Source organism: Pseudomonas sp. VS40, from assembly GCF_018587885.1.
In the GTDB taxonomy this organism is placed as follows: Bacteria; Pseudomonadota; Gammaproteobacteria; order Pseudomonadales; family Pseudomonadaceae; genus Aquipseudomonas; species Aquipseudomonas pergaminensis.
Genome location: NZ_JAGYWD010000001.1, coordinates 809,978 through 833,167 on the forward strand (window position 1 = coordinate 809,978; position 23,190 = coordinate 833,167).

Annotated in this window: 20 protein-coding genes and 1 other RNA gene; 4 read left to right on the forward strand and 17 right to left on the reverse strand. The window is 61.5% G+C overall.

The genetic code is table 11. From position 1 onward, the window contains the following. Position 1 precedes the first annotated feature (1 nt). The 14 genes from KHP07_RS03640 to rsmI all read right to left on the reverse strand — a co-directional run bounded on the left by KHP07_RS03640 (position 2) and on the right by rsmI (position 15,075). Positions 2-958 (reverse strand): D-alanine--D-alanine ligase, encoded by a 957-nt coding sequence (locus KHP07_RS03640; RefSeq protein WP_099494070.1) that lies wholly within the window; start codon positions 956-958, stop codon positions 2-4. Next, a complete protein-coding gene (gene murC, locus KHP07_RS03645; RefSeq protein WP_214496617.1) occupies positions 955-2,400 on the reverse strand; it encodes a UDP-N-acetylmuramate--L-alanine ligase in 1,446 nt (481 codons plus the stop codon). The genes KHP07_RS03640 and murC overlap by 4 nt, the downstream gene beginning before the upstream one ends. Then, positions 2,393-3,463 (reverse strand): undecaprenyldiphospho-muramoylpentapeptide beta-N-acetylglucosaminyltransferase, encoded by a 1,071-nt coding sequence (murG, locus tag KHP07_RS03650; RefSeq protein WP_099494069.1) that lies wholly within the window; start codon positions 3,461-3,463, stop codon positions 2,393-2,395. Before murG ends, murC begins: the two co-directional genes overlap by 8 nt. Continuing rightward, positions 3,453-4,676, reverse strand: a complete 1,224-nt coding sequence (gene ftsW, locus KHP07_RS03655) for a putative lipid II flippase FtsW (protein WP_078046959.1) — start codon at positions 4,674-4,676, stop codon at positions 3,453-3,455. Before ftsW ends, murG begins: the two co-directional genes overlap by 11 nt. Beyond that, the gene (gene murD, locus KHP07_RS03660) at positions 4,673-6,019 is read right to left on the reverse strand and encodes a UDP-N-acetylmuramoyl-L-alanine--D-glutamate ligase (RefSeq protein WP_100491468.1); all 1,347 of its coding nucleotides are present in this window, start codon (positions 6,017-6,019) and stop codon (positions 4,673-4,675) included. The genes ftsW and murD overlap by 4 nt, the downstream gene beginning before the upstream one ends. Before the next feature lie 6 nt (positions 6,020-6,025). After that, positions 6,026-7,108, reverse strand: a complete 1,083-nt coding sequence (mraY, locus tag KHP07_RS03665; RefSeq protein WP_071491183.1) for a phospho-N-acetylmuramoyl-pentapeptide-transferase — start codon at positions 7,106-7,108, stop codon at positions 6,026-6,028. Further along, positions 7,108-8,478, reverse strand: a complete 1,371-nt coding sequence (locus KHP07_RS03670) for a UDP-N-acetylmuramoyl-tripeptide--D-alanyl-D-alanine ligase (protein ID WP_214496618.1) — start codon at positions 8,476-8,478, stop codon at positions 7,108-7,110. The genes mraY and KHP07_RS03670 overlap by 1 nt, the downstream gene beginning before the upstream one ends. Next, positions 8,471-9,934 (reverse strand): UDP-N-acetylmuramoyl-L-alanyl-D-glutamate--2,6-diaminopimelate ligase, encoded by a 1,464-nt coding sequence (locus tag KHP07_RS03675; RefSeq protein WP_214496619.1) that lies wholly within the window; start codon positions 9,932-9,934, stop codon positions 8,471-8,473. Before KHP07_RS03675 ends, KHP07_RS03670 begins: the two co-directional genes overlap by 8 nt. Further along, positions 9,934-11,676 (reverse strand): peptidoglycan D,D-transpeptidase FtsI family protein, encoded by a 1,743-nt coding sequence (locus tag KHP07_RS03680; RefSeq protein ID WP_164673122.1) that lies wholly within the window; start codon positions 11,674-11,676, stop codon positions 9,934-9,936. Before KHP07_RS03680 ends, KHP07_RS03675 begins: the two co-directional genes overlap by 1 nt. Next, positions 11,676-11,969 (reverse strand): cell division protein FtsL, encoded by a 294-nt coding sequence (gene ftsL, locus KHP07_RS03685; RefSeq protein WP_003216203.1) that lies wholly within the window; start codon positions 11,967-11,969, stop codon positions 11,676-11,678. Before ftsL ends, KHP07_RS03680 begins: the two co-directional genes overlap by 1 nt. Then, on the reverse strand, positions 11,966-12,913 hold the full coding sequence (gene rsmH, locus KHP07_RS03690; protein WP_078046955.1) for a 16S rRNA (cytosine(1402)-N(4))-methyltransferase RsmH: 948 nt from the start codon (positions 12,911-12,913) through the stop codon (positions 11,966-11,968). The genes ftsL and rsmH overlap by 4 nt, the downstream gene beginning before the upstream one ends. Continuing rightward, positions 12,910-13,365 carry a division/cell wall cluster transcriptional repressor MraZ gene (gene mraZ, locus KHP07_RS03695; RefSeq protein ID WP_003171868.1) on the reverse strand — a complete coding sequence of 152 codons (456 nt, stop codon included), beginning with the start codon at positions 13,363-13,365 and terminating at the stop codon, positions 12,910-12,912. Before mraZ ends, rsmH begins: the two co-directional genes overlap by 4 nt. 354 nt (positions 13,366-13,719) lie before the next feature. Then, an RNA gene (rnpB, locus tag KHP07_RS03700) (RNase P RNA component class A) lies at positions 13,720-14,073 on the reverse strand. 96 nt (positions 14,074-14,169) lie between these two features. Then, positions 14,170-15,075 (reverse strand): 16S rRNA (cytidine(1402)-2'-O)-methyltransferase, encoded by a 906-nt coding sequence (gene rsmI, locus KHP07_RS03705; RefSeq protein WP_177409475.1) that lies wholly within the window; start codon positions 15,073-15,075, stop codon positions 14,170-14,172. A 176-nt stretch (positions 15,076-15,251) separates the two neighbouring features. Between rsmI and KHP07_RS03710 the strand changes: the two genes are divergently transcribed. From KHP07_RS03710 to KHP07_RS03725, 4 genes are all read left to right on the forward strand, one after another. After that, the gene (locus KHP07_RS03710) at positions 15,252-17,063 is read left to right on the forward strand and encodes a penicillin-binding protein activator (protein ID WP_214496620.1); all 1,812 of its coding nucleotides are present in this window, start codon (positions 15,252-15,254) and stop codon (positions 17,061-17,063) included. Continuing rightward, the gene (locus KHP07_RS03715) at positions 17,063-17,434 is read left to right on the forward strand and encodes a YraN family protein (RefSeq protein WP_078046953.1); all 372 of its coding nucleotides are present in this window, start codon (positions 17,063-17,065) and stop codon (positions 17,432-17,434) included. Before KHP07_RS03710 ends, KHP07_RS03715 begins: the two co-directional genes overlap by 1 nt. A 92-nt stretch (positions 17,435-17,526) precedes the next feature. Further along, on the forward strand, positions 17,527-18,120 hold the full coding sequence (locus KHP07_RS03720; RefSeq protein WP_007904374.1) for a phosphoheptose isomerase: 594 nt from the start codon (positions 17,527-17,529) through the stop codon (positions 18,118-18,120). Continuing rightward, positions 18,117-18,698, forward strand: coding sequence for a BON domain-containing protein (locus tag KHP07_RS03725; RefSeq protein WP_012722284.1), 582 nt, complete (start codon positions 18,117-18,119; stop codon positions 18,696-18,698). The genes KHP07_RS03720 and KHP07_RS03725 overlap by 4 nt, the downstream gene beginning before the upstream one ends. Positions 18,699-18,757: 59 nt before the next feature. Here the strand turns inward: KHP07_RS03725 and KHP07_RS03730 are convergent, their stop codons facing one another. The 3 genes from KHP07_RS03730 to KHP07_RS03740 all read right to left on the reverse strand — a co-directional run bounded on the left by KHP07_RS03730 (position 18,758) and on the right by KHP07_RS03740 (position 23,184). After that, positions 18,758-19,531, reverse strand: coding sequence for a YiaD family glycine zipper/OmpA-like lipoprotein (locus tag KHP07_RS03730; RefSeq protein WP_078046952.1), 774 nt, complete (start codon positions 19,529-19,531; stop codon positions 18,758-18,760). Positions 19,532-19,724: 193 nt separating this feature from the next. Then, positions 19,725-20,369 carry an MBL fold metallo-hydrolase gene (locus tag KHP07_RS03735; protein WP_028618886.1) on the reverse strand — a complete coding sequence of 215 codons (645 nt, stop codon included), beginning with the start codon at positions 20,367-20,369 and terminating at the stop codon, positions 19,725-19,727. 85 nt (positions 20,370-20,454) lie between these two features. Next, positions 20,455-23,184, reverse strand: a complete 2,730-nt coding sequence (locus KHP07_RS03740) for a winged helix-turn-helix domain-containing protein (RefSeq protein WP_100491473.1) — start codon at positions 23,182-23,184, stop codon at positions 20,455-20,457. Positions 23,185-23,190 lie beyond the last annotated feature (6 nt).

The following is a 23,190-nucleotide window of genomic DNA, read 5'->3' on the forward strand; positions in this document are numbered from 1 at the left end:
CTTAGCCTCTTGGCTCAATGCTGTCGGCCAGGATCGCCAGCACCAACTGCTGGAAGTCCAGACCGGCCGCACGGGCTGCCATAGGTACCAGGCTGTGATCGGTCATGCCCGGTGCGGTGTTGACTTCCAGGAACCAGAAATTCCCTTGGTCATCCTGCATCACGTCTGCGCGCGCCCAACCGGCGATACCCAGCGCCTCACAGGCTTTAGCCGTGAGGTCCATCAATTCCTGTTCTTTGCTTGCGTCAAGGCCGCAAGGGATCCGGTACTGGGTATCGGAAGCCAGGTACTTGGCGTCGTAGTCGTAAAAGGTGTGGGGCGTGCCCAATGCGATAGGCGGCAATACCTGGCCACGCAGGGTGGCGATGGTGTACTCGGGACCCTGGATCCACTGTTCCACCAACACTTGCGAATCGTAGGTACTTGCCGCTTTCCATGCGTCGATCAATTCGGCGGCCGAGTTCACTTTAGCCATGCCGATACTGGAGCCTTCATGGGCAGGTTTGACGATCAAAGGCAGGCCCAGTTCCTTGGCTGCAGAAATACAATCGTCTTCGCTGCACAGCACACTGTGACGCGGGGTTGGAATGCCCAGGCTGTGCCACACCTGCTTGGTGCGCAACTTGTCCATCGCCAGCGCGGAGGCAAGGATGCCGCTGCCGGTGTAAGGGATGCCGGCGCACTCCAACAGGCCTTGCATGCTGCCGTCTTCACCGCCACGGCCGTGGAGGATGATGAAGGCACGGTCGATCTTCTCGGCCAGAAGGCGAGCGAGGAAGTCATCGCCCACGTCGATGCCGAAGGCGTTCACGCCGGCGCTTTGCAGGGCTTCGAGCACAGCGTTGCCGGACTTGAGCGACACTTCACGTTCAGCGCTTTTGCCGCCGAACAACACCGCCACGCGACCGAAGTCAGCGGGTGCGATTGTGGAAAACAGGGAGCCGTAGTCGTTGATCATTTCGACTTCCCCTTCGCGGCGGCAAACAGCGGGCTCGCCAGTAATTTAGGGGCAAGGCCACCAATGTCACCGGCACCCTGGCACAGCAAAATGTCACCGGCTCGCAGCAGCGGCTTGACGATCGGCGCCAGGTCTACACCACGCTCGATGTAGATCGGGTCCAACTGGCCCCGCTGACGGATGCTGTTGCACAGCTTGCGGCTGTCGGCGCCCGGGATCGGTTCTTCACCGGCCGGGTACACCTCCATCAGCAACAGCACGTTGGCATCGGCCAATACATTGACGAAATCGTCGTACAGGTCGCGGGTACGGCTGTAGCGGTGCGGCTGGTAGACCATCACCAGGCGGCGCTCCGGCCAGCCACCGCGCACGGCCTTGATCACCGCGGCGACTTCGGTCGGGTGGTGACCGTAGTCGTCCACCAGCATCACGTCACCGCCCTCTACCGGCAGTTGGCCGTAGACCTGGAAGCGACGGCCCACGCCGGCAAAGCGCGACAGGCCTTCGACGATGGCCTCGTCGCTGACGCCTTCGTCGGTGGCAATGCAGATAGTCGCCAAGGAGTTGAGTACGTTGTGGTTGCCCGGCATGTTCACCGATACATCCAGTGGCTCACGGTCCGGACGCAGCACGGTGAAGAAGGTTTGCATGCCTTCCTGGCGCACATTGATAGCGCGTACGTCAGCGTCTTCGCTGAAGCCGTAGGTCACGGTCGGGCGTTTGACCAGCGGCAGGATTTCGCGCACCACCGGATCGTCCAGGCACACCACCGCCAGACCGTAGAACGGCAGGTTGTGCAGGAACTCGACGAAGGTTTTCTTCAACTTGTTGAAGTCACCGTCGTAGGTCGCCATGTGGTCTTCGTCGATGTTGGTGACGACAGCGACCAGCGGTTGCAGGTGCAGGAAGCTCGCATCACTCTCATCGGCTTCGGCAATGAGGTAGCGGCTGGTGCCAAGCTGGGCATTGGTGCCGGCTGCATTCAGGCGACCACCGATGACAAAGGTCGGGTCCAGGCCACCGGCGGCGAACACCGAGGCGATCAGGCTGGTGGTGGTGGTTTTGCCATGGGTACCGGCAACGGCAATGCCGTGGCGGTAGCGCATCAGCTCGGCCAGCATCTCGGCACGTGGCACCACGGGAATGCGGCGCTCAAGGGCAGTGGCCACTTCCGGGTTGGAGGTGTTCACGGCGCTGGACACCACCAGAACGTCAGCCTCGGAGGCGTTTTCGGCGCGGTGGCCGATAAAGATCTGCGCACCGAAGGTTTTCAGGCGATCAGTGACCGGCGACTCTTTCAAGTCGGAGCCGGACACCTGATAACCCAGGTTCAGCAACACTTCGGCGATGCCGCACATGCCCACGCCGCCGATACCGACGAAGTGGATACGCCGGATGCGGCGCATTTCCGGTTGCGGCATGGCTTTCTGATTCTCAACCATGGGCCACCTCCAGGCAGATATCGACCACGGTGCGGGTTGCGTCAGGTTTGGCCAGGCGGCTTGCGGTGCTCGCCATGCTGTTGAGTCGTTCCGGTTGCATCAATACCTCGGTCAGGCGTGCGGCCAAATCGGCGGCGCCAGTCGTTCTTTGCGGCAGCAGGAAGGCAGCGCCCTCCCCGGCCAAATATTCGGCGTTGCGGGTCTGGTGATCGTCGATGGCGTGGGGCAAAGGCACCAGCAAGGACGGCAGACCGGCGGCGGCCAGTTCACTGACGGTCAGCGCACCGGAGCGGCAGACCACCAGGTCGGCCCAGCCATAGGCGTGGGCCATGTCTTTGATGAAAGGCTGTACGTTCGCCTCAACACCGGCTTCGCGATAACGCGTGGCGGTGACTTCACCGTGATCTTTGCCGGCCTGATGGAAGACCTCCGGACGCAATTCCACGGGGAGTTGCGCCAGGGCTTGGGGCAGCAGTTTGTTCAACGGCTCGGAGCCCAGGCTGCCGCCCATGACCAGCAGGTGCGGCTTGCGCCCGGCCAGTGCTTCGCGAGCAATGTCCATAAACAGTTCGGTGCGTACCGGATTACCGGTGGTGCGCAGCTTGTCCGATGCACCAAAGGTTTTCGGAAACGCTTCACACACCCGTGCAGCCAATGGCGCCAGCAGGCGGTTGGCGGTTCCGGCGACGGCGTTTTGCTCGTGCACGATCACCGGCACACCAGCGAGCCGAGCAGCAACACCACCAGGACCTGTCACGTACCCACCAAAACCGAGCACGCATACCGGTTTCAATTCACGAATGATTTTGCGCGCCTGCCACACCGCCTTGAGCAACACGAACGGCGCCTTGAGCAAGGACAACTTGCTCTTGCCGCGCAGGCCGGTGACGTTGATCAGGTGCAGCGGCAAGCCGGCGGTCGGCACCAATTCATTTTCGATGCCACGCGGTGTGCCCAACCAGTGCACGGTGTAGCCACGGTTCTGGAATTCCCGCGCGCACGCCAGGGCCGGGAACACATGGCCCCCGGTGCCGCCCGCCATGATCAGCACGTTAGCGCCCATGGGTCGGCTCCTCGGCGAAGTCGCTTTCGCTGAACTCCATCTCTTCGCTGCCCAGGTGGGTGCGACTCTCCCACTCGATGCGCAGCAACAGGCCCAGGCACGCGCAGCAGATCACCAACGAACTGCCGCCGTAACTGAGGAACGGCAAGGTCAGGCCCTTGGTCGGCAGCAGGCCGACGTTCACACCGATGTTGATCAGGAACTGGCCGATCCACAGGAACGACAAGCCATACGCCACATAGGCGGCGAAATACTGTTTGGCCTTCTCGGCCCACAGGCCGATGTACATGCCGCGCACGCACACGAACACGAACAGCGCGACGGTGCAGAGCGAACCGACCACACCGAGTTCTTCCGCAAGCACCGAGAACACGAAGTCGGTATGCGCTTCCGGCAGGTAGAACTGCTTCTGCACGCTGTTACCCAGGCCCACGCCCAGCCACTCGCCGCGACCGAAGGCGATCAGCGCCTGGGTCAACTGGTAGCCGGAACCAAACTGGTCGGACCATGGGTCGGTAAAGGTGATCAAGCGCGCCATCCGGTAGGGTTGCGCTTGTACCAGCACAGTCACCGCCGCCACCGCCAGCACCACCATCAAGGTGAAGCGGAACAGGCCCACGCCGCCAAGGAACAGCATCGCGGCCGCCGCGCCCATCATGACGACGGTAGCGCCGAAGTCCGGCTCCATCAGCAACAGACCGGCCATCGGCAGCAGCACGATGAACGGCTTGAAGAAACCCATCCAGCTTTCGCGTACTTCTTTCTGGCGACGCACCAGGTAGCCGGCGAGGTAGATCACCACGAACACCTTGGCGATCTCCGACGGCTGCACGTTGAATGCGCCGAAGCCGATCCAGCGCATCGAACCGTTCACCTCCCGGCCAATGCCAGGCAGGATCACCATGATCAGCAAGCCAAACGCGCCGATCAGCATCAACCAGCCCAGGCGCTGCCAGGTGGCGATAGGGATCATCATGGTCACGATGCACGCGCCCAGGCCGATCACCAGGTACACCAAGTGGCGGATCATCATGTACAGGGTGTTGCCGGACTGCACGGCGGCCACTTCGGAGGACGCCGACGTGATCATCACCAAGCCCAGGCCGAGCAACGCCAGGCAACCGGCGAGCATCGGGAAATCGAGGTCGACACCGCGCCCAGTGATGATCGGCGACGGGTACGGCTTGATGATGTTCCGAAAGTTGATACTCATGCCAAGGCCTCCACGGCGCGGGCGAACAGCTGGCCGCGCTCTTCGTAGTTCTTGAACATGTCGAAACTGGCGCAGGCGGGCGACAGCAACACCGCATCGCCGGGCTGGGCCAGGGCTTTGCACTGGGCAATCGCGTCATCCAGCGAGGTGGCACGCACTTGCGGCACGGCATCACCCAAAGCAGCAGCGATCAGGTCGGAATCGCGGCCCATCAGCACCACGGCGCGACAGTGTTCAGCCACCGGGCCTTTAAGGTCCTTGAAGTCGGCACCCTTGCCGTCGCCACCAGCGATCAGCACCAGCTTGCCTTCGATATCGGCGCCAAGGCCTTCAATGGCCGCCAGTGCAGCGCCGACGTTGGTGGCCTTGGAGTCGTTGTAATAGCTGACGCCATCGAGGTCGCGCACCCACTGGCAGCGATGCTCGAGGCCGCCAAAGGTACGCAGCGCAGCCAGCATGGCCTCAAACGGCAGGCCAACGGCATGGCCAAGCGCCAGGGCCGCCAGGGCGTTGGACTGGTTATGCGCGCCACGGATTTTCAGCTCGCGCACCGGCATCAGGTTCTGGAATTCGAAGGCCAGGTATTTCTCGCCATTCTCTTCGCGAATGCCGAAGGCTTTGAAATCAGGTTTGCTCAGGCCGAAGGTCCAGCACGGCAGGCCTTCGCCCATCAGCGGACGGCTCAACGCGTCCTGACGGTTGACCACCACTTGCTTGGCGCCACGGAAGATCCGGTGCTTGGCCAAGTGATAGGCCGGCAGGCCGCTGTAGCGGTCCATGTGGTCTTCACTCACGTTCAACACGGTGGCCACTTCGGCACCGAGATCGTGGGTGGTTTCCAGCTGGAAGCTCGACAGCTCCATCACATACAGCTCGACATCGTCGCTGAGCAGGTCCAGCGCCGGGGTGCCGAGGTTGCCACCCACGGCCACACGCTTGCCGGCCGCAGCCGCCATCTCGCCTACCAGGGTGGTCACGGTGCTTTTCGCGTTGGAGCCGCTGATGGCCACGATCGGTGCCTTCGCGTGGCGCGCGAACAGGTCGATATCGCCGGACAGCTTGACGCCACGGGCAGCAGCGGCTTGCAGGGCCGGTGTCGCGATCGCCAGGCCAGGGCTCACGTAGAGCTCATCGGCACGGCACAGAAACTCGACATCCAACTCGCCACAACGCACTTCCACGTGCGGGTAGTCACGGCGCAGCGTGACCAGCTCCGGTGGATTTTCCCGCGTATCGGCCACGGCAAACGGCTTGCCCCGGTTCGCCAGGAAGCGAACCAGAGACATGCCGCTCTTGCCGAGGCCGACAACGATGCGGAAGTGGTCTGAAGCGATCAGGGACACTCGTTTCTACCTCAGTTTCAGGGTGGCAAGGCCAATCAGCACCAGAATCACGGTGATGATCCAGAAGCGGACGATCACGCGTGGCTCGGGCCAGCCCTTGAGTTCAAAGTGGTGGTGAATCGGCGCCATGCGGAACACACGACGCCCGGTCAATTTGAAGGAAGCCACCTGGATGACCACCGACAGGGTTTCCATCACGAACACACCGCCCATGATGAACAGCACGATTTCCTGGCGAACGATCACGGCAATGGTGCCAAGGGCTGCGCCCAGCGCCAGTGCGCCGACGTCACCCATGAAGACTTGTGCGGGGTAAGTGTTGAACCACAGGAACCCAAGGCCGGCACCGATCAGTGCGCCGCAGAACACAATCAACTCACCCGCGCCCGGTACGTAAGGAATCAGCAGGTACTCGGCGAACTTCACGTTACCCGACAGGTAGCAGAAGATGCCGAGCGCGCCGCCCACCATCACCGTCGGCATGATCGCCAGGCCATCGAGGCCGTCAGTCAGGTTGACCGCGTTGCTGGAGCCGACGATCACAAAGTAAGTCAGCACCACAAAGCCGATGCCCAGTGGAATGCTGGCGTCCTTGAGCATCGGGATGATCAAGGTCGTTTCCACTGCGCTCGGCGCGGTCGTGTAAAGGAAGATCGCGGCAGCAAGGCCGAATACCGACTGCCAGAAGTACTTCCAGCGGCTTGGCAGGCCCTTGGAGTTCTTCTCGATCACCTTGCGGTAGTCATCCACCCAGCCGATGGCGCCGAACAGCAGGGTCACCAACAGCACCACCCACACGTAGCGGTTGTGCAGGTCAGCCCACAGCAAGGTGCTGATACCGATGGACGACAGGATCAGCGCGCCGCCCATGGTCGGGGTGCCGGATTTGGACAAGTGCGACTGCGGGCCGTCATTACGAACCGATTGACCAATTTGCAGGTTCTGCAGGGTGCGGATCATCCACGGCCCCAGGAACAGCGACAAACACAACGCGGTCAGCACACCCAGGATCCCGCGCAGGGTCAGGTACTGAAAGACCGCGAAGCCTTTGTGGAACTGTTGCAGATACTCAGCCAGCAGCAGCAGCATTAATGTTTCTCCATACTTGAGCCACACAAGGCCGCGACGACGTTTTCCATCACCGCGCTGCGCGATCCCTTGATCAAAATGGTTGTGTGTTTGTCGTGTTCAGCCGCCGTCAGCGCCTGGATCAGTTCGGCCTGTGTGGCGAAATGCAGCGCGCCGGAGCCGAAGGTGTCGACGGCGTGAGCCATGTTCTTGCCGACGGCATAGAGCGCGTCGACTTTGCCTGCGGCGTAGGCGCCGACCTCGCGGTGGGACTGTTCGGCCCAGTCGCCCAGTTCGGCGATATCGCCCAGCACCAGCACCTTGCGACCGTCGAAACCTTTGAGCAGGTCGATGGCCGCGCAGACCGAGGATTGGTTGGCGTTGTAAGTGTCATCGATCACGCGCATGCCGTTGGTTGCCAGCTGTGCCACGGTGCGGCCCTTGACCGGCTGCACCGCGCCCAGACCCGTGGCGATACCGAACAGCGACACCCCCAGGGCGTAGGCGGCGGCGGCGGCGGCCAAGGCGTTTGCAACGTTATGGTTGCCCAGCAGGTTCAACTGCACGTGTTCGTTGCCTTGCGGGGTGTGCAAGGTAAAGGACGGACAGCCACGGGCATCCACAGTGATGTTGGAAGCGTGGAAATCAGCCGCCGCGTTGAGCACGGCAAACGTCAGGACCTTGCGCCCGGCGGCACGTACACGCCAGGTTTCGAAAGCCTTGTCGTCAAGTTTCAGTACAGCGGTGCCCGAGGCATCGAGGCCTTCGAGGATTTCACCCTTGGCTTCGACGATTTTCTCCGGGCCGCCGAACTCGCCGACGTGGGCGGTACCGGCGTTGTTGATGATCGCCACGTGGGGCTTGGTCAGCGCCACGGTGTAGGCGATTTCGCCGACGCGCGACGCGCCCAGTTCGATCACTGCCGCGGTGTGTTCCGGGGCCAGTTCGAGCAGGGTCAGCGGTGCGCCAAAATCATTATTCAGGTTGCCACGAGTGGCGTGCACCGGGCCGCGCGTACGCAGGACACCGGCGAGCAGTTCCTTGACCGTGGTCTTGCCGCTGGAGCCGGTGATGGCCGCAACGGGGTTGGTGAATGCGGCCCGGTTCAACGCACCCAATTGGCCGAGGGCCAGGCGGGTGTCGGCGACCAGCAGTTGCGGCAGTGTGGAATCCGCGACTTCACGTTGCACCAAGGCACCGACGGCACCTTTGGCGGCGACTTCATTCAGGTAGTCGTGACCATCGAAGCGCGGGCCAGCCAGGGCGACAAACAGTTGCCCCGGCTTGATGTTGCGACTGTCGATACTGACGCCATCGAAGCTGCAATCGCTCGACACGACCCGGGCCGACAGGGCCTGGGTCAGTTCGCTGAATTTCATCGCTTTAAGCATGGGCGACCTCCCAGGCGGTCAGGGCGTGATCGGCCTCGACCAGATCGGAGAAGGCATGACGCTCGCCATCGATTTCCTGATAGTCCTCGTGGCCCTTACCAGCCAGCACCACCACATCGTCAGCGCTGGCGCTGGCGATCAGTTGGGCAATGGCCGCGCCACGACCGGCAACGAAAGTGGCCTTGGACGCGTCGTTGAAGCCAACACGGATGTCGTCGAAAATCTGGCTCGGGTCTTCGCTACGCGGGTTGTCGTCGGTGACAAGCACGCCATCGGCCAGGCGCTCGACAATCTCAGCCATCAAAGGACGCTTGCCGCGATCGCGATCACCGCCACAGCCGAACAGGCACAGCAATTTGCCCTTGGCGTGGGGACGCAGGGCCAACAGGACTTTTTCCAGGGCGTCCGGTGTGTGGGCGTAATCGACCACGACCAGCGGCTGCGTGCCGCCACCCAGGCGCTGCATGCGGCCAGCCGGGCCTTCCAGCTTCGGCAGCACGCGCAGGATCTCATCCAGGGCGTAATCCAGGCCGAGCAACGCACCAACGGCGGCGAGCACGTTGCTCAGGTTGAAACGACCGAGCAGGCTGCTGCGCAAATGGTGCTCGCCCTGCGGCGTCACCAGCGTGGCGCGCACGCCTTCGTCATTGAATTGAGCTTCACGGCAATACAGGTAAGCGCTGGCGTCTTCCAGGCTGTAGCTGATCAGGCGCGACTCACGGTCTTCGGCAGCCAGCTGGCGGCCGAATTCGTCGTCCAGGTTCACCACGCGGCACTTGAGGTCGTTCCAGGCAAACAGCTTGGCCTTTTCGGCAGCGTAGGCTTCCATGGTGCCGTGGTAGTCCAGGTGATCGCGAGACAGGTTGGTCATCACTGCCACGTCGAACGCCAGGGCGGCAACGCGCCCCTGGTGCAGGCCGTGGGACGACACTTCCATCGCGACCGCCTTGGCACCGGCCTTTTTCAGGTCGGCCAGGGTCGCTTGCACGGCTATCGGGTTCGGGGTGGTGTGCAGGCCGCTTTGCAGCGCGCCGTAGAAACCCGTGCCCAGTGTGCCGACGATGCCGCAGTGCTGGCCCAGCAGATCAAGCGCCTGGGCAATCAATTGGGTCACGCTGGTCTTGCCGTTGGTGCCAGTGACACCGACCAGGTTGAGCTGGCGGCTCGGGTCGCCATAAAAGCGCCCGGCGATATCGGACAACTGCGCAGCCAGGCCTTTGACCGGAATCAACGGCACGTCAGTGATCGGCAGCACCGTAGCGCCATCCACTTCATAAGCCACGGCAGCTGCACCGCGCTGCAACGCATCAGCGATGTGCGCACGGCCATCGAACTTCCCGCCAGGCACGGCCAGGAACAGGTCACCGGCAAGTACATTACGGCTGTCCAGGCTCAACTCGCGGATCAACAGATCGCGACCGGCATGGGCGAAAATCTTGTTCAGGCTAAGAGACATCAGCCGCGCCCTCCATTGGCTTTTACCGCAGCGGCCGGTGGACCGGCGTTCGCTTGTTGGGTCGGCGGCAGGTTGTCCGGCGTGATGTTCATCAGGCGCAGGGTGCCGGACATCACTTTGCTGAACACCGGCGCCGATACCAGGCCACCGAAGTAACCGGCCTTGCTCGGTTCATCGATCACCACAACGATGGCGTAACGTGGATCGCTCATCGGGCCGAAGCCAGCGAACAGCGAACGGTAAGAGTTTTCGGCGTAGCCCTTGGTGCCCACCGACGTCTTACGCGCAGTACCCGACTTGCCGGCCACGTGATACGCCGGCACTTGGGCACGGAATACGCCGCGTGGCGCTTCGATCACTTGTTGCAGCATGCCTTGCATGGTCTTGGCGACGTTTTCCGGGATCACCTGAGTGGCTTTCGGGGCTTCGTCGACATGAATCAGGCTCAGCGGAACCATACGGCCGTTATTCGCCAATACAGAGAACGCGTGGGCCAGTTGGATCGCGGTCACCGACAGGCCATAGCCATAGGAAAGCGTGGCGGTCTCGGCCTTTTTCCAGTCGCGATAGTTGGGCAGATTGCCCACGCGCTCGCCTGGGAAATCCAGGCCGGTGGGTTGGCCCAAACCGATCTTCTGCGCCAGGTGGTAGATGGTTTCGCCGCCGATATCAAAGGCGACCTTACTCATGCCCACGTTACTGGAGTTGATCAGGATACCTGTCAGATCCAGCACCGGACCTTCGGTGCGCGATACGTCACGAATGGTGTATTTGCCCAACTGCAGGGTGCCCGGGTACACCTCAACCTTGTCGCTGGGCTTCCAGCGTCCGGTTTCGAGGGCGGCGCTCATGGAGATGGCTTTCATGGTCGAACCCGGTTCGAACACGTCGATCATCGCGCGGTTGCGCATCATCGCCGGCTGCAGGTTGCGACGGTTGTTGGGGTTGTAGGTCGGCTGGTTGACCATGGCGAGGATCTCGCCGGTCTTCACGTCCATGATCACCAGGCTACCGGCCTTGGCGCCGTTCTCGATGATCGCGTTTCGCAGCTCGCGGTTGGCCAGGTATTGCAGGCGCAGGTCAATCGACAACGCCAAGGGCTTACCGGCCTTGGCGTTTTTGGTGACTTGGACATCCTTGATCAGTCTGCCGCGCCGATCCTTGATGACTTGTCGTTTGCCGGGAACCCCGGCGAGCCATTCATCGTAGGCGAGTTCCACGCCTTCACGGCCGTGGTCATCAATGTCGGTGAAGCCGACCATATGCGCGGTGGTTTCACCGGCCGGGTAGAAACGACGGAATTCCTCGATGCCGTAGACACCGGGGACTTTAAGGTCGAGCACCTGCTGGCCCTGTTCAGGCGTCAAGCCACGAACCAGGTAGATGAATTCTTTATTGGCCTGGGCTTCGAGGCGTTCGGCCAAGGCTTTAGGGTCCTGGCCCAGGGCGGCAGCCAGTTGTGGCCACTTGTCCTTGGCGACCTGCAATTCCTTGGCGTTGGCCCATAGGGTGGTCACCGGCGTACTCACGGCCAGGGGCTCGCCGTTACGGTCGGTGATCAGGCCGCGGTGCGCAGGAATAGGGATATGGCGCAGGCTGCGGGCATCACCCTGACCGATCAGGAAGTCACGATCGACCACTTGCAGGTCGATGATCCGCCAGGCGATCGCCCCCACCATCAATGCAAGCAAGCCGAGCATCAGGCGGAAGCGCCAAGGGTAGAGTGCGCCTTCGAGTTTCATCATGGCGCCACCATGCGGACTTCGGCCGCGCCCGGGATGTGCATTTTCAGCTGTTCGGTGGCCAGCACTTCGATACGGCTGTGGGCCGTCCAGGTGCTTTGCTCCAGGATCAGCCGGCCCCACTCCGCTTGCGCCTTGTCACGCACACTCAGTTCCCCGTACAGGGTATTGAGCAGTTGACGGTTGTAGTGCGCGCTGTAGGACACCGCAATCGCGGAAACCAGCACGCCGACAAACAGCAGCAACATAAAGAAGCTGCCGCCCGGGAGGGGCTTGGCGAAAAGCTTGCTCACCGCAACTTCTCCGCGACGCGCATGACGGCGCTACGGGAACGTGGGTTGGCCTTGAGTTCGGCTTCTGAAGCGAACTGCGCTTTGCCAAGGATTTTGATTTTCGGCACAAAGGCTTCGAAACGTACCGGCAGGTTACGCGGCAGGTTATCGGACTCTCCCTTGACCAGGCGACGCATGAACAGTTTGACGATACGGTCTTCCAGGGAGTGGAAGCTGATCACCACTAGGCGACCGCCCACTTCCAGCGCCTCAAGGGCAGCCTCGAGGCCGGCCTCCAGGTCGCCCAATTCGTTGTTGACGTGAATGCGCAGGCCCTGGAATGCGCGGGTTGCCGGGTTCTTGCCCTTTTCCCATGCAGGGTTGGCGACCTTCAACACTTCGGCCAGGTCGGCAGTGCGTTCGAACGGCTGGATTTCGCGGCGCTCGACCACGGCGCGGGCCATGCGGCCGGCGAAACGTTCTTCACCGTACTCCTTGAACACGCGGGCAATTTCTTCCACCGGCGCGGTGGCGATGAACTGTGCAGCGCTGACGCCACGGGTCGGGTCCATGCGCATGTCGAGCGGGCCATCGTTCATGAAACTGAAGCCGCGCTCCGGGTCGTCGAGCTGTGGCGAAGACACGCCCAGGTCGAGCAAAACCCCGGCCACCTTACCTGCCATGCCACGCTCGGCGACTTCGGCACCCAGCTCGGCAAAGCTACGCTGCACAACGACAAAGCGGCCGTCTTCGGCCGCTAGCGCTTGCCCGGTGGCAATCGCTTGAGGGTCTTTGTCGAACCCGAGGAGTTTACCGTCGGACCCGAGCTGGCTGAGTATCAACCGGCTATGCCCGCCCCTGCCGAACGTACCGTCCAGATAGCAGCCATCCGCGCGTACGGCGAGAGCCTCAACGGCTTCGTCAAGCAGTACGGTGATGTGGTTAAAGCCGCTATCAATAGTCACAGGATCAAATCACGCAGTTCATCAGGCATAGCGCCCGGTTGTTGAATAGCAGCCAGGTCAGCTGCAGAAACAGCATCCCAGGCATCTTCGTCCCACAATTGGAACTTGTTCAGTTGGCCGACCAACATTGCGCGCTTATCCAGCTTGGCGTACTCGCGCAAGCGCGGCGGTACCAGGAAACGACCACTGCCATCGAGCTCGAGGTCGACGGCATTACCAATCAGCAAACGCTGCAGGCGGCGGTTTTCTTCACGCAATGAAGGCAGGGCGCGCAATTTGGTTTCGATCAACTCCCACTCATCGAGCGGGTAAACACATAAACAAGGGTCAACGGCATCGATGGTGATGATCAACTGCCCGGAACTTCGCGAAATGAGCTCGTCACGATACCGGCTCGGCATGGCGAGACGGCCTTTTGCATCGAGACTGATAGCGTTAGCTCCGCGAAACACAGATGCGTTTCTCCAAATTTTAGCGTTTTACGTTCAAAAAACCCACTTTGTGCCACTTTCCGCCACTTGCGCACACTATAGGAATGCGCCCACCACACCGTCAAGGCGCGGATTCAAGGAAAAGCCTTACAGAACGGAGATTTAGGAGCGTAAAAGGAGGAGAAACCAGAGTTCGGCGATGTTTTTGGCCCATCAAGCACAAATAGCTCAAAGAGCTATGGCCTAAAGTTAAAGTAATTTATTAAGAGTAAGATTTTTTTGGTATTACGAAGATGCATCTGCCAATGATTTGGCAGGGAGGGATTCTTGCGTTACTACCGGGTTTCTGCCCGAGATTCGGACAGAAGGAAAAAGGTGGAGAGTCGATCTATAAGCCGGGTTCTGTCTTGAACAGTCATTCGTCTACGATGGCCATCACTGGACATCTTTAGCAACCTACCCGGCCCCAGCGCGGGCCACGCCTTGGGACCCTATTTGGTCTTGCTCCAAGTGGGGTTTACCTAGCCACGAACTGTTGCCAGTCGTGCGGTGCGCTCTTACCGCACCTTTTCACCCTTACCGGCACCGAAGTGCTTAGGCGGTTATTTTCTGTGGCACTTTCCGTAGGCTCACGCCTCCCAGGCATTACCTGGCACTTCGCCCTATGGAGCCCGGACTTTCCTCCCCCCCCTAATTTTCATAGAAGGCAGCGACTGTCCAATCGACTCTCCGCCGCGCAGGTTAACGGCACGGCGGACTTAGGACAAGTAATAAAAGTTCAGAATTGCCATCACGTTCAGACGGAATACAGGTTCTACCCCGGAACTATTCGGCTTTCTGTTTATCCAGCGCCGCCTGGTACAAGAGGTTCTTGCGCACGCCGGTAATTTCCGCCGCCAGGGCCGCTGCACGCTTAAGGGGCATCTCCTTGAGCAACAGGTCCAGGATGCGCATGGCCTCGCTGCCTACCGCGTCTTCATCCTCCGGCGCGCTCCAGCCCGCCACCAGTACCACACACTCGCCGCGCTGCTGATTGCTGTCGCCTTCGACAAACGCGCGCAGTGCCTCCAGCGGCAGGCCCTTGAGGGTCTCGAAGGTCTTGGTCAGCTCGCGGGCCAGCAACGCAAGGCGTTCGCCGCCAAACACCAGCTCCATGTCCTGCAGGCACTCAAGGATGCGATGCGGGGCTTCATAGAAGATCAAGGTACGCGGTTCTTCCTTCAACGCTTGAAGCCGCGCCCGCCGCCCCACGGCCTTGGCCGGCAGAAAACCTTCGAAGATAAAACGGTCGGAAGGCAAGCCGGCCGCCGACAATGCTGCGATCAGCGCGCACGCTCCCGGAACTGGCACTACATTGATACCAGCGGCCCGTGCTTGGCGCACCAGATGGTAGCCAGGGTCGGAGATCAGCGGCGTACCCGCGTCGGAGATCAGCGCCACATCGTCGCCTGCCAGCAGGCGCACGATAAAGCGGCTACCTTCTTCGCGCTCGTTGTGCTCATGGCAGGCCGCTAATGGCGTGCTGATACCAAAATGCTGCATCAAACGCTGGGAGTGCCGAGTGTCTTCAGCCGCGATCAATTTAACGTCGCGCAACACTTTCAATGCCCGAGCACTGATGTCGTCCAGGTTGCCAATGGGCGTCGCCACGACAAAAAGCGAGCCTGCAGTGGAATTCAAAGGACCTGGAGCAGTCAAAACGCACACCTCGATGGTTGGCAAAAGCGACATTGTAGCGCGTAGGCGCCTTGAAAATATGCCATCACGGCCGATGCCTTTCAGGCCTTTAATAGCCAACTGCAACATTTGCACGACCTAAATCGACGGTTTCACGCCAGTAACATCGCGCCTGGGCCAGTGCTTGGGTACAATTCCACGCTAATTTGATCGGTATCAGGAACACTTACATGATCGCTTGCCTGCGGCTGCTCTCCGCCCTCTGCCTCGCTGCCTTGCTGGCCGCGTGTGCCAGCTCGCCCTCGTCCAGCCTTGGCGACCTTCCACGGACCCCGGACGCCAGTATCGAGCAACTGCTCGAACAGGCCACCACCGCCAAAACGCCAGAAAAGGCGGCATTGCTGCGCCTGAGTGCGGCAGACATGGCCTACAAACAGAACAACCCCGGCCGCTCGTCGCAGATTCTTGCGCAGGTGCCCCTGGATGTCCTCAAGCCGGCCGCGCAAGTGTTTGCCAGCACCCTGGCCGCCGAACTGGCCATGGCGCGCAATCAGCCCAAGGCGGCGCTGACCGCCCTGAACCACCCGAGCCTGCAAAGCCTGAAGGACCTGCCGCCTGAACAGCAGATCCGTACCGGCAGCGTACACGCCCGCGCTTATGAGGCCGACGGCCAGACCCTGGCTGCCGCGCGGGAACGTGTCGCCATGGCCCCGCTGCTCACGGGCGATGCCGCCAACGCCAACCACGAAGCCATCTGGGTATTGATCGCCGCGCTGCCGGCCGAACAGCTGCAAGCCAGCGGCAACCCGGTGCTGGACGGCTGGATCAGCCTGGCCCAGTCGGTCAAGGGCGCCGGCACGCTGGAGCAACAACAAGCCGCCATCGACACCTGGCGCGCGCAGAACCCGGGCCACCCGGCTGCCATGCAACTGCCGACGCCGCTGACCAAGCTCAAGGAACTGGCCAGCCAACCGCTGACCAAGATCGCCCTGCTGCTGCCGCAGGATGGCCCCCTGGCCTCTGTCGGCAAGGCGCTGCGTGAAGGCTTCATGGCGGCGCACTACCAGGCTGAACAAGCCGGACAGAAGCCACCGGTGATCGAGTTCTACGACAGCTCGCGCCTGACCTCCCTCGACGACTTCTACGCCAAGGCCCAGGCTGCCGGCGTGCAACTGGTGGTCGGCCCGCTGGAAAAACCGCTGGTCAAACAGCTCAGCGCCCGCCCACAACTGCCCATCACTACCCTCGCGCTGAACTACAGCGAGACTGACCAAGGCCCGGCACAACTGTTCCAGTTCGGTCTTGCCGCAGAAGACGAAGCCCGCGAAGTGTCGCGTCGCGCACGCGCCGACGGCCTGCACCGCGCCGCAGCGATGGTGCCGCGTGGCGAATGGGGTGAGCGTGTCTACAAGGCCTTCCGCCAGGATTGGGAAGCCAATGGCGGCACGGTTGTTGGCGTCGAGTACGTTGACCAGCCGGTCGCCCTCGCCCAGCAGATTGCCGATTTGTTCCAACTGCGCAAAAGCGAAGGTCGCGCCAAGAGCCTGCAAAGCACCGTCGGTACCGACGTAGCCGCGCAGCCATCGCGCCGCCAGGACATCGAGTTCATTTTCCTGGCCGTCACGCCGCAACTGGCCCAGCAGATCAAGCCGACCCTGAACTTCCAATACGCCGGCGATGTGCCGGTGTATGCCACGTCCCACGTGTTTAGCGCCAGCGGCGACAAGAACCAGTACCTGGACATGACCAATGTGATGTTCTGCGAAACCCCTTGGCTGCTCAACACCACCGACCCGCTGCGTAACCAGGTTGCCGCACAATGGCCGCAAGCCAACGGCAGCCTTGGCCGCCTGTACGCGATGGGCGTCGATGCCTACCGCCTGGCGCCACGCCTGGGCCAACTCAAGGCACTGCCGGATACCCGTGTCGACGGCCTGTCGGGCAACCTGGGCATCAGCACCAACCAGCGCGTTGATCGCCAGATGCCATGGGCCAAGTTTGTCGGCGGCGAGATCCAGCGCCTGCCGGATACCCCGCGCTGATGCCCGAGCGGTCGAGCGCACAAAGCGGCAAGGACGCCGAGCTTCACGCCCTCAAGCACTTGCAACAACAAGGTCTGCGCCTATTGGCGCAGAACTGGTTATGTAAACGTGGCGAGCTTGATCTGGTCATGCTTGACGGCGATACAGTAGTATTTGTCGAAGTCCGCTACAGAAAACACGCACAATGGGGTGGCGCGCTCGCCAGTATCGACGGGCGCAAGCGTCAGAAACTGATACTCGCCGCGCAGTTCTTCCTGCAAAAAGAGCATCGCTGGGCCGACGCCCCCTGCCGTTTCGATGTGGTTGCCATAGAAAGCACACCGTCTGGTCAGGCTGATCTGAACTGGCTCAAAAATGCCTTCGACAGCTGATTCGCCGGACATCTTCACCACACACTTTTGCTCTTTGCTTTGCGGGCTGCACATTCCTGTGCCGAACAGCCGCGCTACTTAAGGTCACACAGATGGACATGCAATCCCGAATTCGCCAGCTTTTCCAGGCCAGTATCGACACCAAGCAACAGGCGATGGACGTACTTGCACCGCACATCGAGCAAGCCAGTCAGGTCATGGTCAATGCCTTGCTCAACGAGGGCAAAATGCTTTCGTGCGGCAACGGCGGTTCGGCCGGCGACGCCCAGCATTTTTCGTCCGAGTTGCTCAACCGCTTCGAACGTGAGCGTCCGAGCCTGCCGGCTATCGCCTTGACCACCGATTCGTCGACGATCACCTCGATTGCCAACGACTACAGCTACAACGAAATCTTCTCCAAGCAGATCCGCGCCCTGGGCCAACCAGGCGACGTGCTGCTGGCGATTTCCACCAGCGGCAACTCGGCGAATATTATTCAAGCGATCCAGGCCGCACATGATCGCGAAATGATTGTCGTAGCATTGACCGGACGCGATGGCGGCGGCATGGCCTCGCTGCTGTTGCCTGAAGACGTGGAGATTCGCGTCCCGGCCAATGTCACCGCACGTATCCAGGAAGTCCACCTGCTGGCGATCCACTGCCTGTGCGATCTGATCGACAGCCAACTGTTTGGGAGTGAAGAATGACCGTTAACCGCCTCAGCCTTTTGGCCATCACCCTGTGCCTCGCTATCAGCGGCTGCAGCACGGCCATCACTGCAACACGTGACACCCCTATTCAGGATGACAAGGGCACCCGCACTTTCGGCAGCAAGATCGATGACTCGCTGATCGAAACCAAGGTCGAAGTCAACGTCGCCAAGGCCGCGCCCGACCTGGGCAACGGTGCTTCGCGCATCGTGGTGACCAGCTTCAACGGCGTTGTGCTGCTCGCCGGCCAGACGCCACGTGCCGACCTCAAGGCCCAGGCCGAGCAAGCCGCCGCCGCAGTACAGCGCGTGAAGAAGGTGCACAACGAACTGCAGGTCATGGACCCGATCACCCTGCTGGCCATCAGCAACGACGCCTTGCTGACCACCAAGATCAAGGCACAGATGCTCACCGATAATGCGATCCCTGGCTCGCGCATCAAGGTCGTGACCGACAACGGTATCGTCTACCTGATGGGCCTGCTCACCCAGGCTGAAGCCACTCGGGCAGCCAACCTGGTGCAGGGTGTATCCGGTGTGCAGAAAATCGTGAAGGTGTTCGAATACATCGATTGATGTAATGACGCAGCCACAAAAAAGGGCGCCTTACGGCGCCCTTTTTTATTAACGAATGTTTACTGGTACTGCGAGTACGGGTTGCCCTGGAACTGGTTGTTCTGCTGCGGCGCCTGTTGCTGGGCACCTGGCTGACCGTACTGCTGGCCTGGGATCGGGCCGAGGTTGACTTCAACACGACGGTTCTGGGCACGGCCGTTGACGTCGGCGTTGCTGGCAATCGGGTTATCCGGGCCGGCACCGCGGGCGCTCAGGTTGGCGCCGTTGACGCCCTGGGACGTCAGGTAGTTAGCCACGCTCTGGGCGCGACGCTGAGACAGGTCCATGTTCAACTGACGGCTACCGGTGCTGTCGGTGTAGCCAACGATCTGGATAGTGTTCTGGTTGAACTGCTTGAGCGAGTTGGCCAGGTTGTTCAGCGGCTGGTAGAAGCTGCTGGAGATCGCATCCGAGTTGGTTGCAAAGGTGATGTTGCCCGGCATGATCAGCTTGATCTGGTCGCCCTGGCGCTGAACTTCTACACCGGTATTGGCCATGCTTTCACGCAGTTTCTTTTCCTGTTGGTCGGCGTAGTAGCCGTACCCTGCGGCACCGGCACCCGCAACGACGGCACCGATCAGCGCGCCCTTGCCACGGTGGTTGTGGTCGATGGCCGCACCCGCCAATGCACCGGCCAGGGCACCCAGCCCACCGTACTTGGCGGTCTTGCTCATCCCGCCAGACTCATTACTTGCCTGCCCCTGGCTGCTGCCGTCATAAGGGTTAGGAGATGCGCAGCCGGACAACAAGGCTACGCAGGTAGCGACAACAAGCAGACGACGCGAAGTGAACATGAAGGGAGCTCCTACTTTTGCATTCTATGGTGCAAAGGACATTGGCAATGGACCTGTGCCGAGTTTGGAACGCGACAAACGGTAAAAATTCCGTGGCTACAAAAACCGTAGCAGACGCATGCTGAACACGACCTGAGTTTTCTGCGACAACGCTTGCCTGTTATAGAACGCGTTCTGCCCGGCAATTATTCCTTCACGCCCGCACGAAAGGATTCTCGCGCATTTCATCGCCCAGCCGGGTATCCGGCCCGTGACCGGTCACCACCGTCGCGCCCTCGTCCAGGGTGTACAGGCGCTGCTTGATCGAGCGCACGATGGTAGCCTGGTCGCCGCCCCACAAATCGGTGCGCCCGATACCGCGACGGAACAGTGTGTCGCCGGCAATCAGCAGCTTGGCATCAGCAAACCAGAAGCTCATCGACCCCGGAGTGTGACCGGGTGTGTGCAACGCCACGCCACAGCCGCAGGCCAACTCTTCATCATGTTCCAGCCAACGGTCCGGCGAAGGCACAGGGATATAGGGCACGCGAAACATCTGGCATTGCATTTCCAGATTATCCCAAAGGAATTGATCTTCTTTGTGCAGGTGCAAGGTGGCACCGGTCTTCTCCTTCAACTGGCCGGACGCCAGGAAGTGATCCAGATGGGCATGGGTGTGGATGATGCTCACCACTTTCAATCCCAGGGCATCGAGCCGCGCCAGGATCAGCTCATGGTTGCCGCCTGGGTCGACCACGATGGCCTTTTTGCTGATGGGGTCGCCGATGATGGTGCAGTTGCACTGCAAGGGGCCGACGGGGAAGGTTTCACGGATAAGGGTCGGCTTGGCGGTTTCCATTCGGGGTCCTGTCGTGCAAATGAAATGTCGATTCCGGGCGAATATCACCAGAATAATTGCGCCATTAAAACAGACTGGGGCGTCCCTAGCCGATCAACCTCAGTTCCTGCGCCCGCGCCACCGCCTGGGTACGACGCTCCACACCCAGCTTGCTGTTGATATGGCTCGCGTGAGTCTTGACCGTGTGCAGTGAGATAAACAACCGGTTGCTGATCTCCTGATTGGAGCAACCCTGAGCGATCAATTGCAGCACCGCCAGCTCTCGGGCGCTCAATGTCTCATGAGTCGAAGCTGCTTCCACCACTGCAACCGCCGGTAACAGCGCCAGCAGGCTCTGGCTCAGCAGCCCATGGGGATCTTTGGCAAGCTGCTCGCGCATCCAGTCCGGGTGGGTTTCCAGCAATCGTTCGAAGGGTTGCAACGCGCCACCTGCCCCGGCCTCAAGGGCTTGGGCAAACACTGGACGCGCCTTTGCCTCCTGCCCCTCCCCCAGCAACAGTTGCACCCGCTGGGTCAGGGCCATCAGCGCGATCATCTGACGCCCACTGTTATGAGCCTGTATTGCCAACTCTTCGAGACGTTGCAACGCCGCCGCCGGTTGGTGGCGAGTCGCGTCCAACGCAGCCTGTTGAAGCCCGATGTGCTGCGGCAGGTGTGGGTGGAACTCCGGCGCGGCGGCGGCGTGTTCGCCATTGTAGGTTTGCCCCAGACGCGTCAACCAGGCGTCAGCCAAGTCGGTTCGGCCCTGGGCCAGCCACAGCTCGCACTTGATCAGGGTGATCATTGCCAGGTAGTAGATCGGCGGCACATCCCAGATATGCATCAGCCGCTCAGCCTCGGAGAGTTCGGCGAAGGCTGCACCAAAGTCACCACGGCGCCCTTCAAAATTGGCGATCACGCAATGGCCGATCAACACACTGATGTCGCGGCAAGCCCTGGCTTCAGCAAGACCGGCGCGCAAACGGGCGAGCCCGGCTTCGGGCTGGAGCCGCACCAGCAACAAAAAACCCTCGTAGAGCGATAAACGCGCACGCACCGCATACAAGCGCTGCGGCGCCAAGCCGTGCAGGCGTTGCAGGCCTTGGCGCACTTCGTCCAGGGAACGCAGGATTTCACCGCGCGCCTGCAACACCCGCGCACGGTCGTAATGGGCCAGGGCCTCGAACAACGGGTTGCCGACGCGCTGCGCCAGTTCCAGGGATTCGCGATTCAAGCCACGGGCACGCCACAGGTCGGCATCGACAATGGCCAGGTTGGACAGGGTCGACAAGCACATCAGCCGCTGGCCATAACGCCGTTGCGGCAGGCTTTCCAGGGCTTCGCTGCAATAGCGTTGGGTCAGCTCACGATCACCCCGGCCCCGGGCGATGATCCCGCTCAGCGCCAGCCACTGGGCCAACATTGATTTTTGCGCGGTGGCCGAGGGTGCCGGCAGGAAGCGACTGAGGTAGCTGGACAATTCTTCCGCCGCGTCCAACTGGCAGGCCAGGCCCAAGGCCCAGCTGTACAGCACGATCAAACGAGGCGTGCTGATCAGCAGGCTGTCGGGCAAGTCCATTTTCCAGCGCAGCAGCATGCCGACATTCTGCTCGGCCAACAGCTGCTCTTCGGACAGGTTCTGCACCAGATTGGCCGCCACATCCAGGTGACCGGCGCGCAAGGCTTGCTCCACCGCCTCATCAATCAAGCCCTGGGCATTGAACCAGCGGCAGGCGCGCAGGTGCAGGCTGGCGGCCGGCAGCACATGGCTGCTGGCGCGTCGGGTGCGCAAGAGGTCGGAAAACAGATGGTGATAACGGTACCAGTGGCCCTGCTCGTCCAGGGGCACCAGGAACACCTGGTGGGCTTGCAGGTAACGCAGGATGTCGGCGCTGTCATGGGCTTCACGCACGGCGTCGCAGAGTTCGCTGCAAAATCGATCCTGCGGCGCGGTGTCGTACAGAAACGCCTGCACGTCGGCCGGCAGGCAGTCGATGACTTCTTCCAGCAAGTAATCGCGGATCAACCCTTCGCCACCGTGCAGGCTTTGTGGCAACGCGCCGTCACTGCCGGCTTCGGACGCGGCCAGTAACCAGAAGCGCAGGCCGGCGACCCAGCCTTCGCTGCGGCGGATCAGGTTGTCGAGGGCTTCGCCGCGTAACGAACTGCTGTGGCGATCAAGCACCGCCAGGGATTCGTCGTGCGTCAGGCGCAGGTCCTGCTCATGCAGCTCCAGCAGGTGGCGCGATAACCGCAGCCGCGCCAGATGCCAGTCCGGGCGCTGGCGGCTGGTGACCAGTACCACCAGCCCATCGGGCAGATGGTTGAGGAAAAACTGCAGGCAACGGTCGAGCACCGGCCCCTGGGCCAGATGGTAATCGTCCAGCACCAGCAACAGCGGCGCGCGGGTGGACAGCTGCACCGTCAGCTCATCGAGCACGCCGTCCAGCCATTCTTCAAAGGCAAAGGGTTGGTGGCGCTGGCGCATTTTCAGCAGGCCCAGGGACTGGGCGCCAAGTTGCGGGAAGAATTGCTGCAAGCCGTCGAGCAGGCGCTCGAGGAAACGCCCAGGGTCGTTGTCCCGTGGGCTCAAGCCCAGCCACAGGCTTTGCCAATGGGCCGGGAGGCTCTGACAGAACTCCACCGCCAACGAACTCTTGCCGAAGCCCGCCGGCGCGCTGACCAGCAACAACCGCCCTTCCAGCCCGGCACTCAGCCGCTCGCACAGGCGCGGGCGCAGCACGTAGCCGTCAGGCAGGGGGGGCCTGTAGAAGCGACCTTCCAGGGTGGGGATTACCGCACTGGCAGGCCCTTGGATTCGGGACAGATCAGTCATCGCCGG

Bases quoted from the DNA above. Each gene is read 5' to 3' on its own strand.
- KHP07_RS03725 (WP_012722284.1), top strand. From the start codon at position 18,117: ATGACCGTTAACCGCCTCAGCCTTTTGGCCATCACCCTGTGCCTCGCT.
- KHP07_RS03730 (WP_078046952.1), bottom strand. From the start codon at position 19,531: ATGTTCACTTCGCGTCGTCTGCTTGTTGTCGCTACCTGCGTAGCCTTG.
- KHP07_RS03640 (WP_099494070.1), bottom strand. From the start codon at position 958: ATGATCAACGACTACGGCTCCCTGTTTTCCACAATCGCACCCGCTGAC.
- KHP07_RS03680 (WP_164673122.1), bottom strand. From the start codon at position 11,676: ATGAAACTCGAAGGCGCACTCTACCCTTGGCGCTTCCGCCTGATGCTC.
- KHP07_RS03675 (WP_214496619.1), bottom strand. From the start codon at position 9,934: ATGTCTCTTAGCCTGAACAAGATTTTCGCCCATGCCGGTCGCGATCTG.
- KHP07_RS03715 (WP_078046953.1), top strand. From the start codon at position 17,063: ATGCCCGAGCGGTCGAGCGCACAAAGCGGCAAGGACGCCGAGCTTCAC.
- ftsW (WP_078046959.1), bottom strand. From the start codon at position 4,676: ATGAGTATCAACTTTCGGAACATCATCAAGCCGTACCCGTCGCCGATC.
- rsmI (WP_177409475.1), bottom strand. From the start codon at position 15,075: ATGTCGCTTTTGCCAACCATCGAGGTGTGCGTTTTGACTGCTCCAGGT.
- murC (WP_214496617.1), bottom strand. From the start codon at position 2,400: ATGGTTGAGAATCAGAAAGCCATGCCGCAACCGGAAATGCGCCGCATC.
- KHP07_RS03735 (WP_028618886.1), bottom strand. From the start codon at position 20,369: ATGGAAACCGCCAAGCCGACCCTTATCCGTGAAACCTTCCCCGTCGGC.
- KHP07_RS03740 (WP_100491473.1), bottom strand. From the start codon at position 23,184: ATGACTGATCTGTCCCGAATCCAAGGGCCTGCCAGTGCGGTAATCCCC.
- KHP07_RS03710 (WP_214496620.1), top strand. From the start codon at position 15,252: ATGATCGCTTGCCTGCGGCTGCTCTCCGCCCTCTGCCTCGCTGCCTTG.
- KHP07_RS03720 (WP_007904374.1), top strand. From the start codon at position 17,527: ATGGACATGCAATCCCGAATTCGCCAGCTTTTCCAGGCCAGTATCGAC.
- KHP07_RS03670 (WP_214496618.1), bottom strand. From the start codon at position 8,478: ATGCTTAAAGCGATGAAATTCAGCGAACTGACCCAGGCCCTGTCGGCC.
- murG (WP_099494069.1), bottom strand. From the start codon at position 3,463: ATGGGCGCTAACGTGCTGATCATGGCGGGCGGCACCGGGGGCCATGTG.
- mraY (WP_071491183.1), bottom strand. From the start codon at position 7,108: ATGCTGCTGCTGCTGGCTGAGTATCTGCAACAGTTCCACAAAGGCTTC.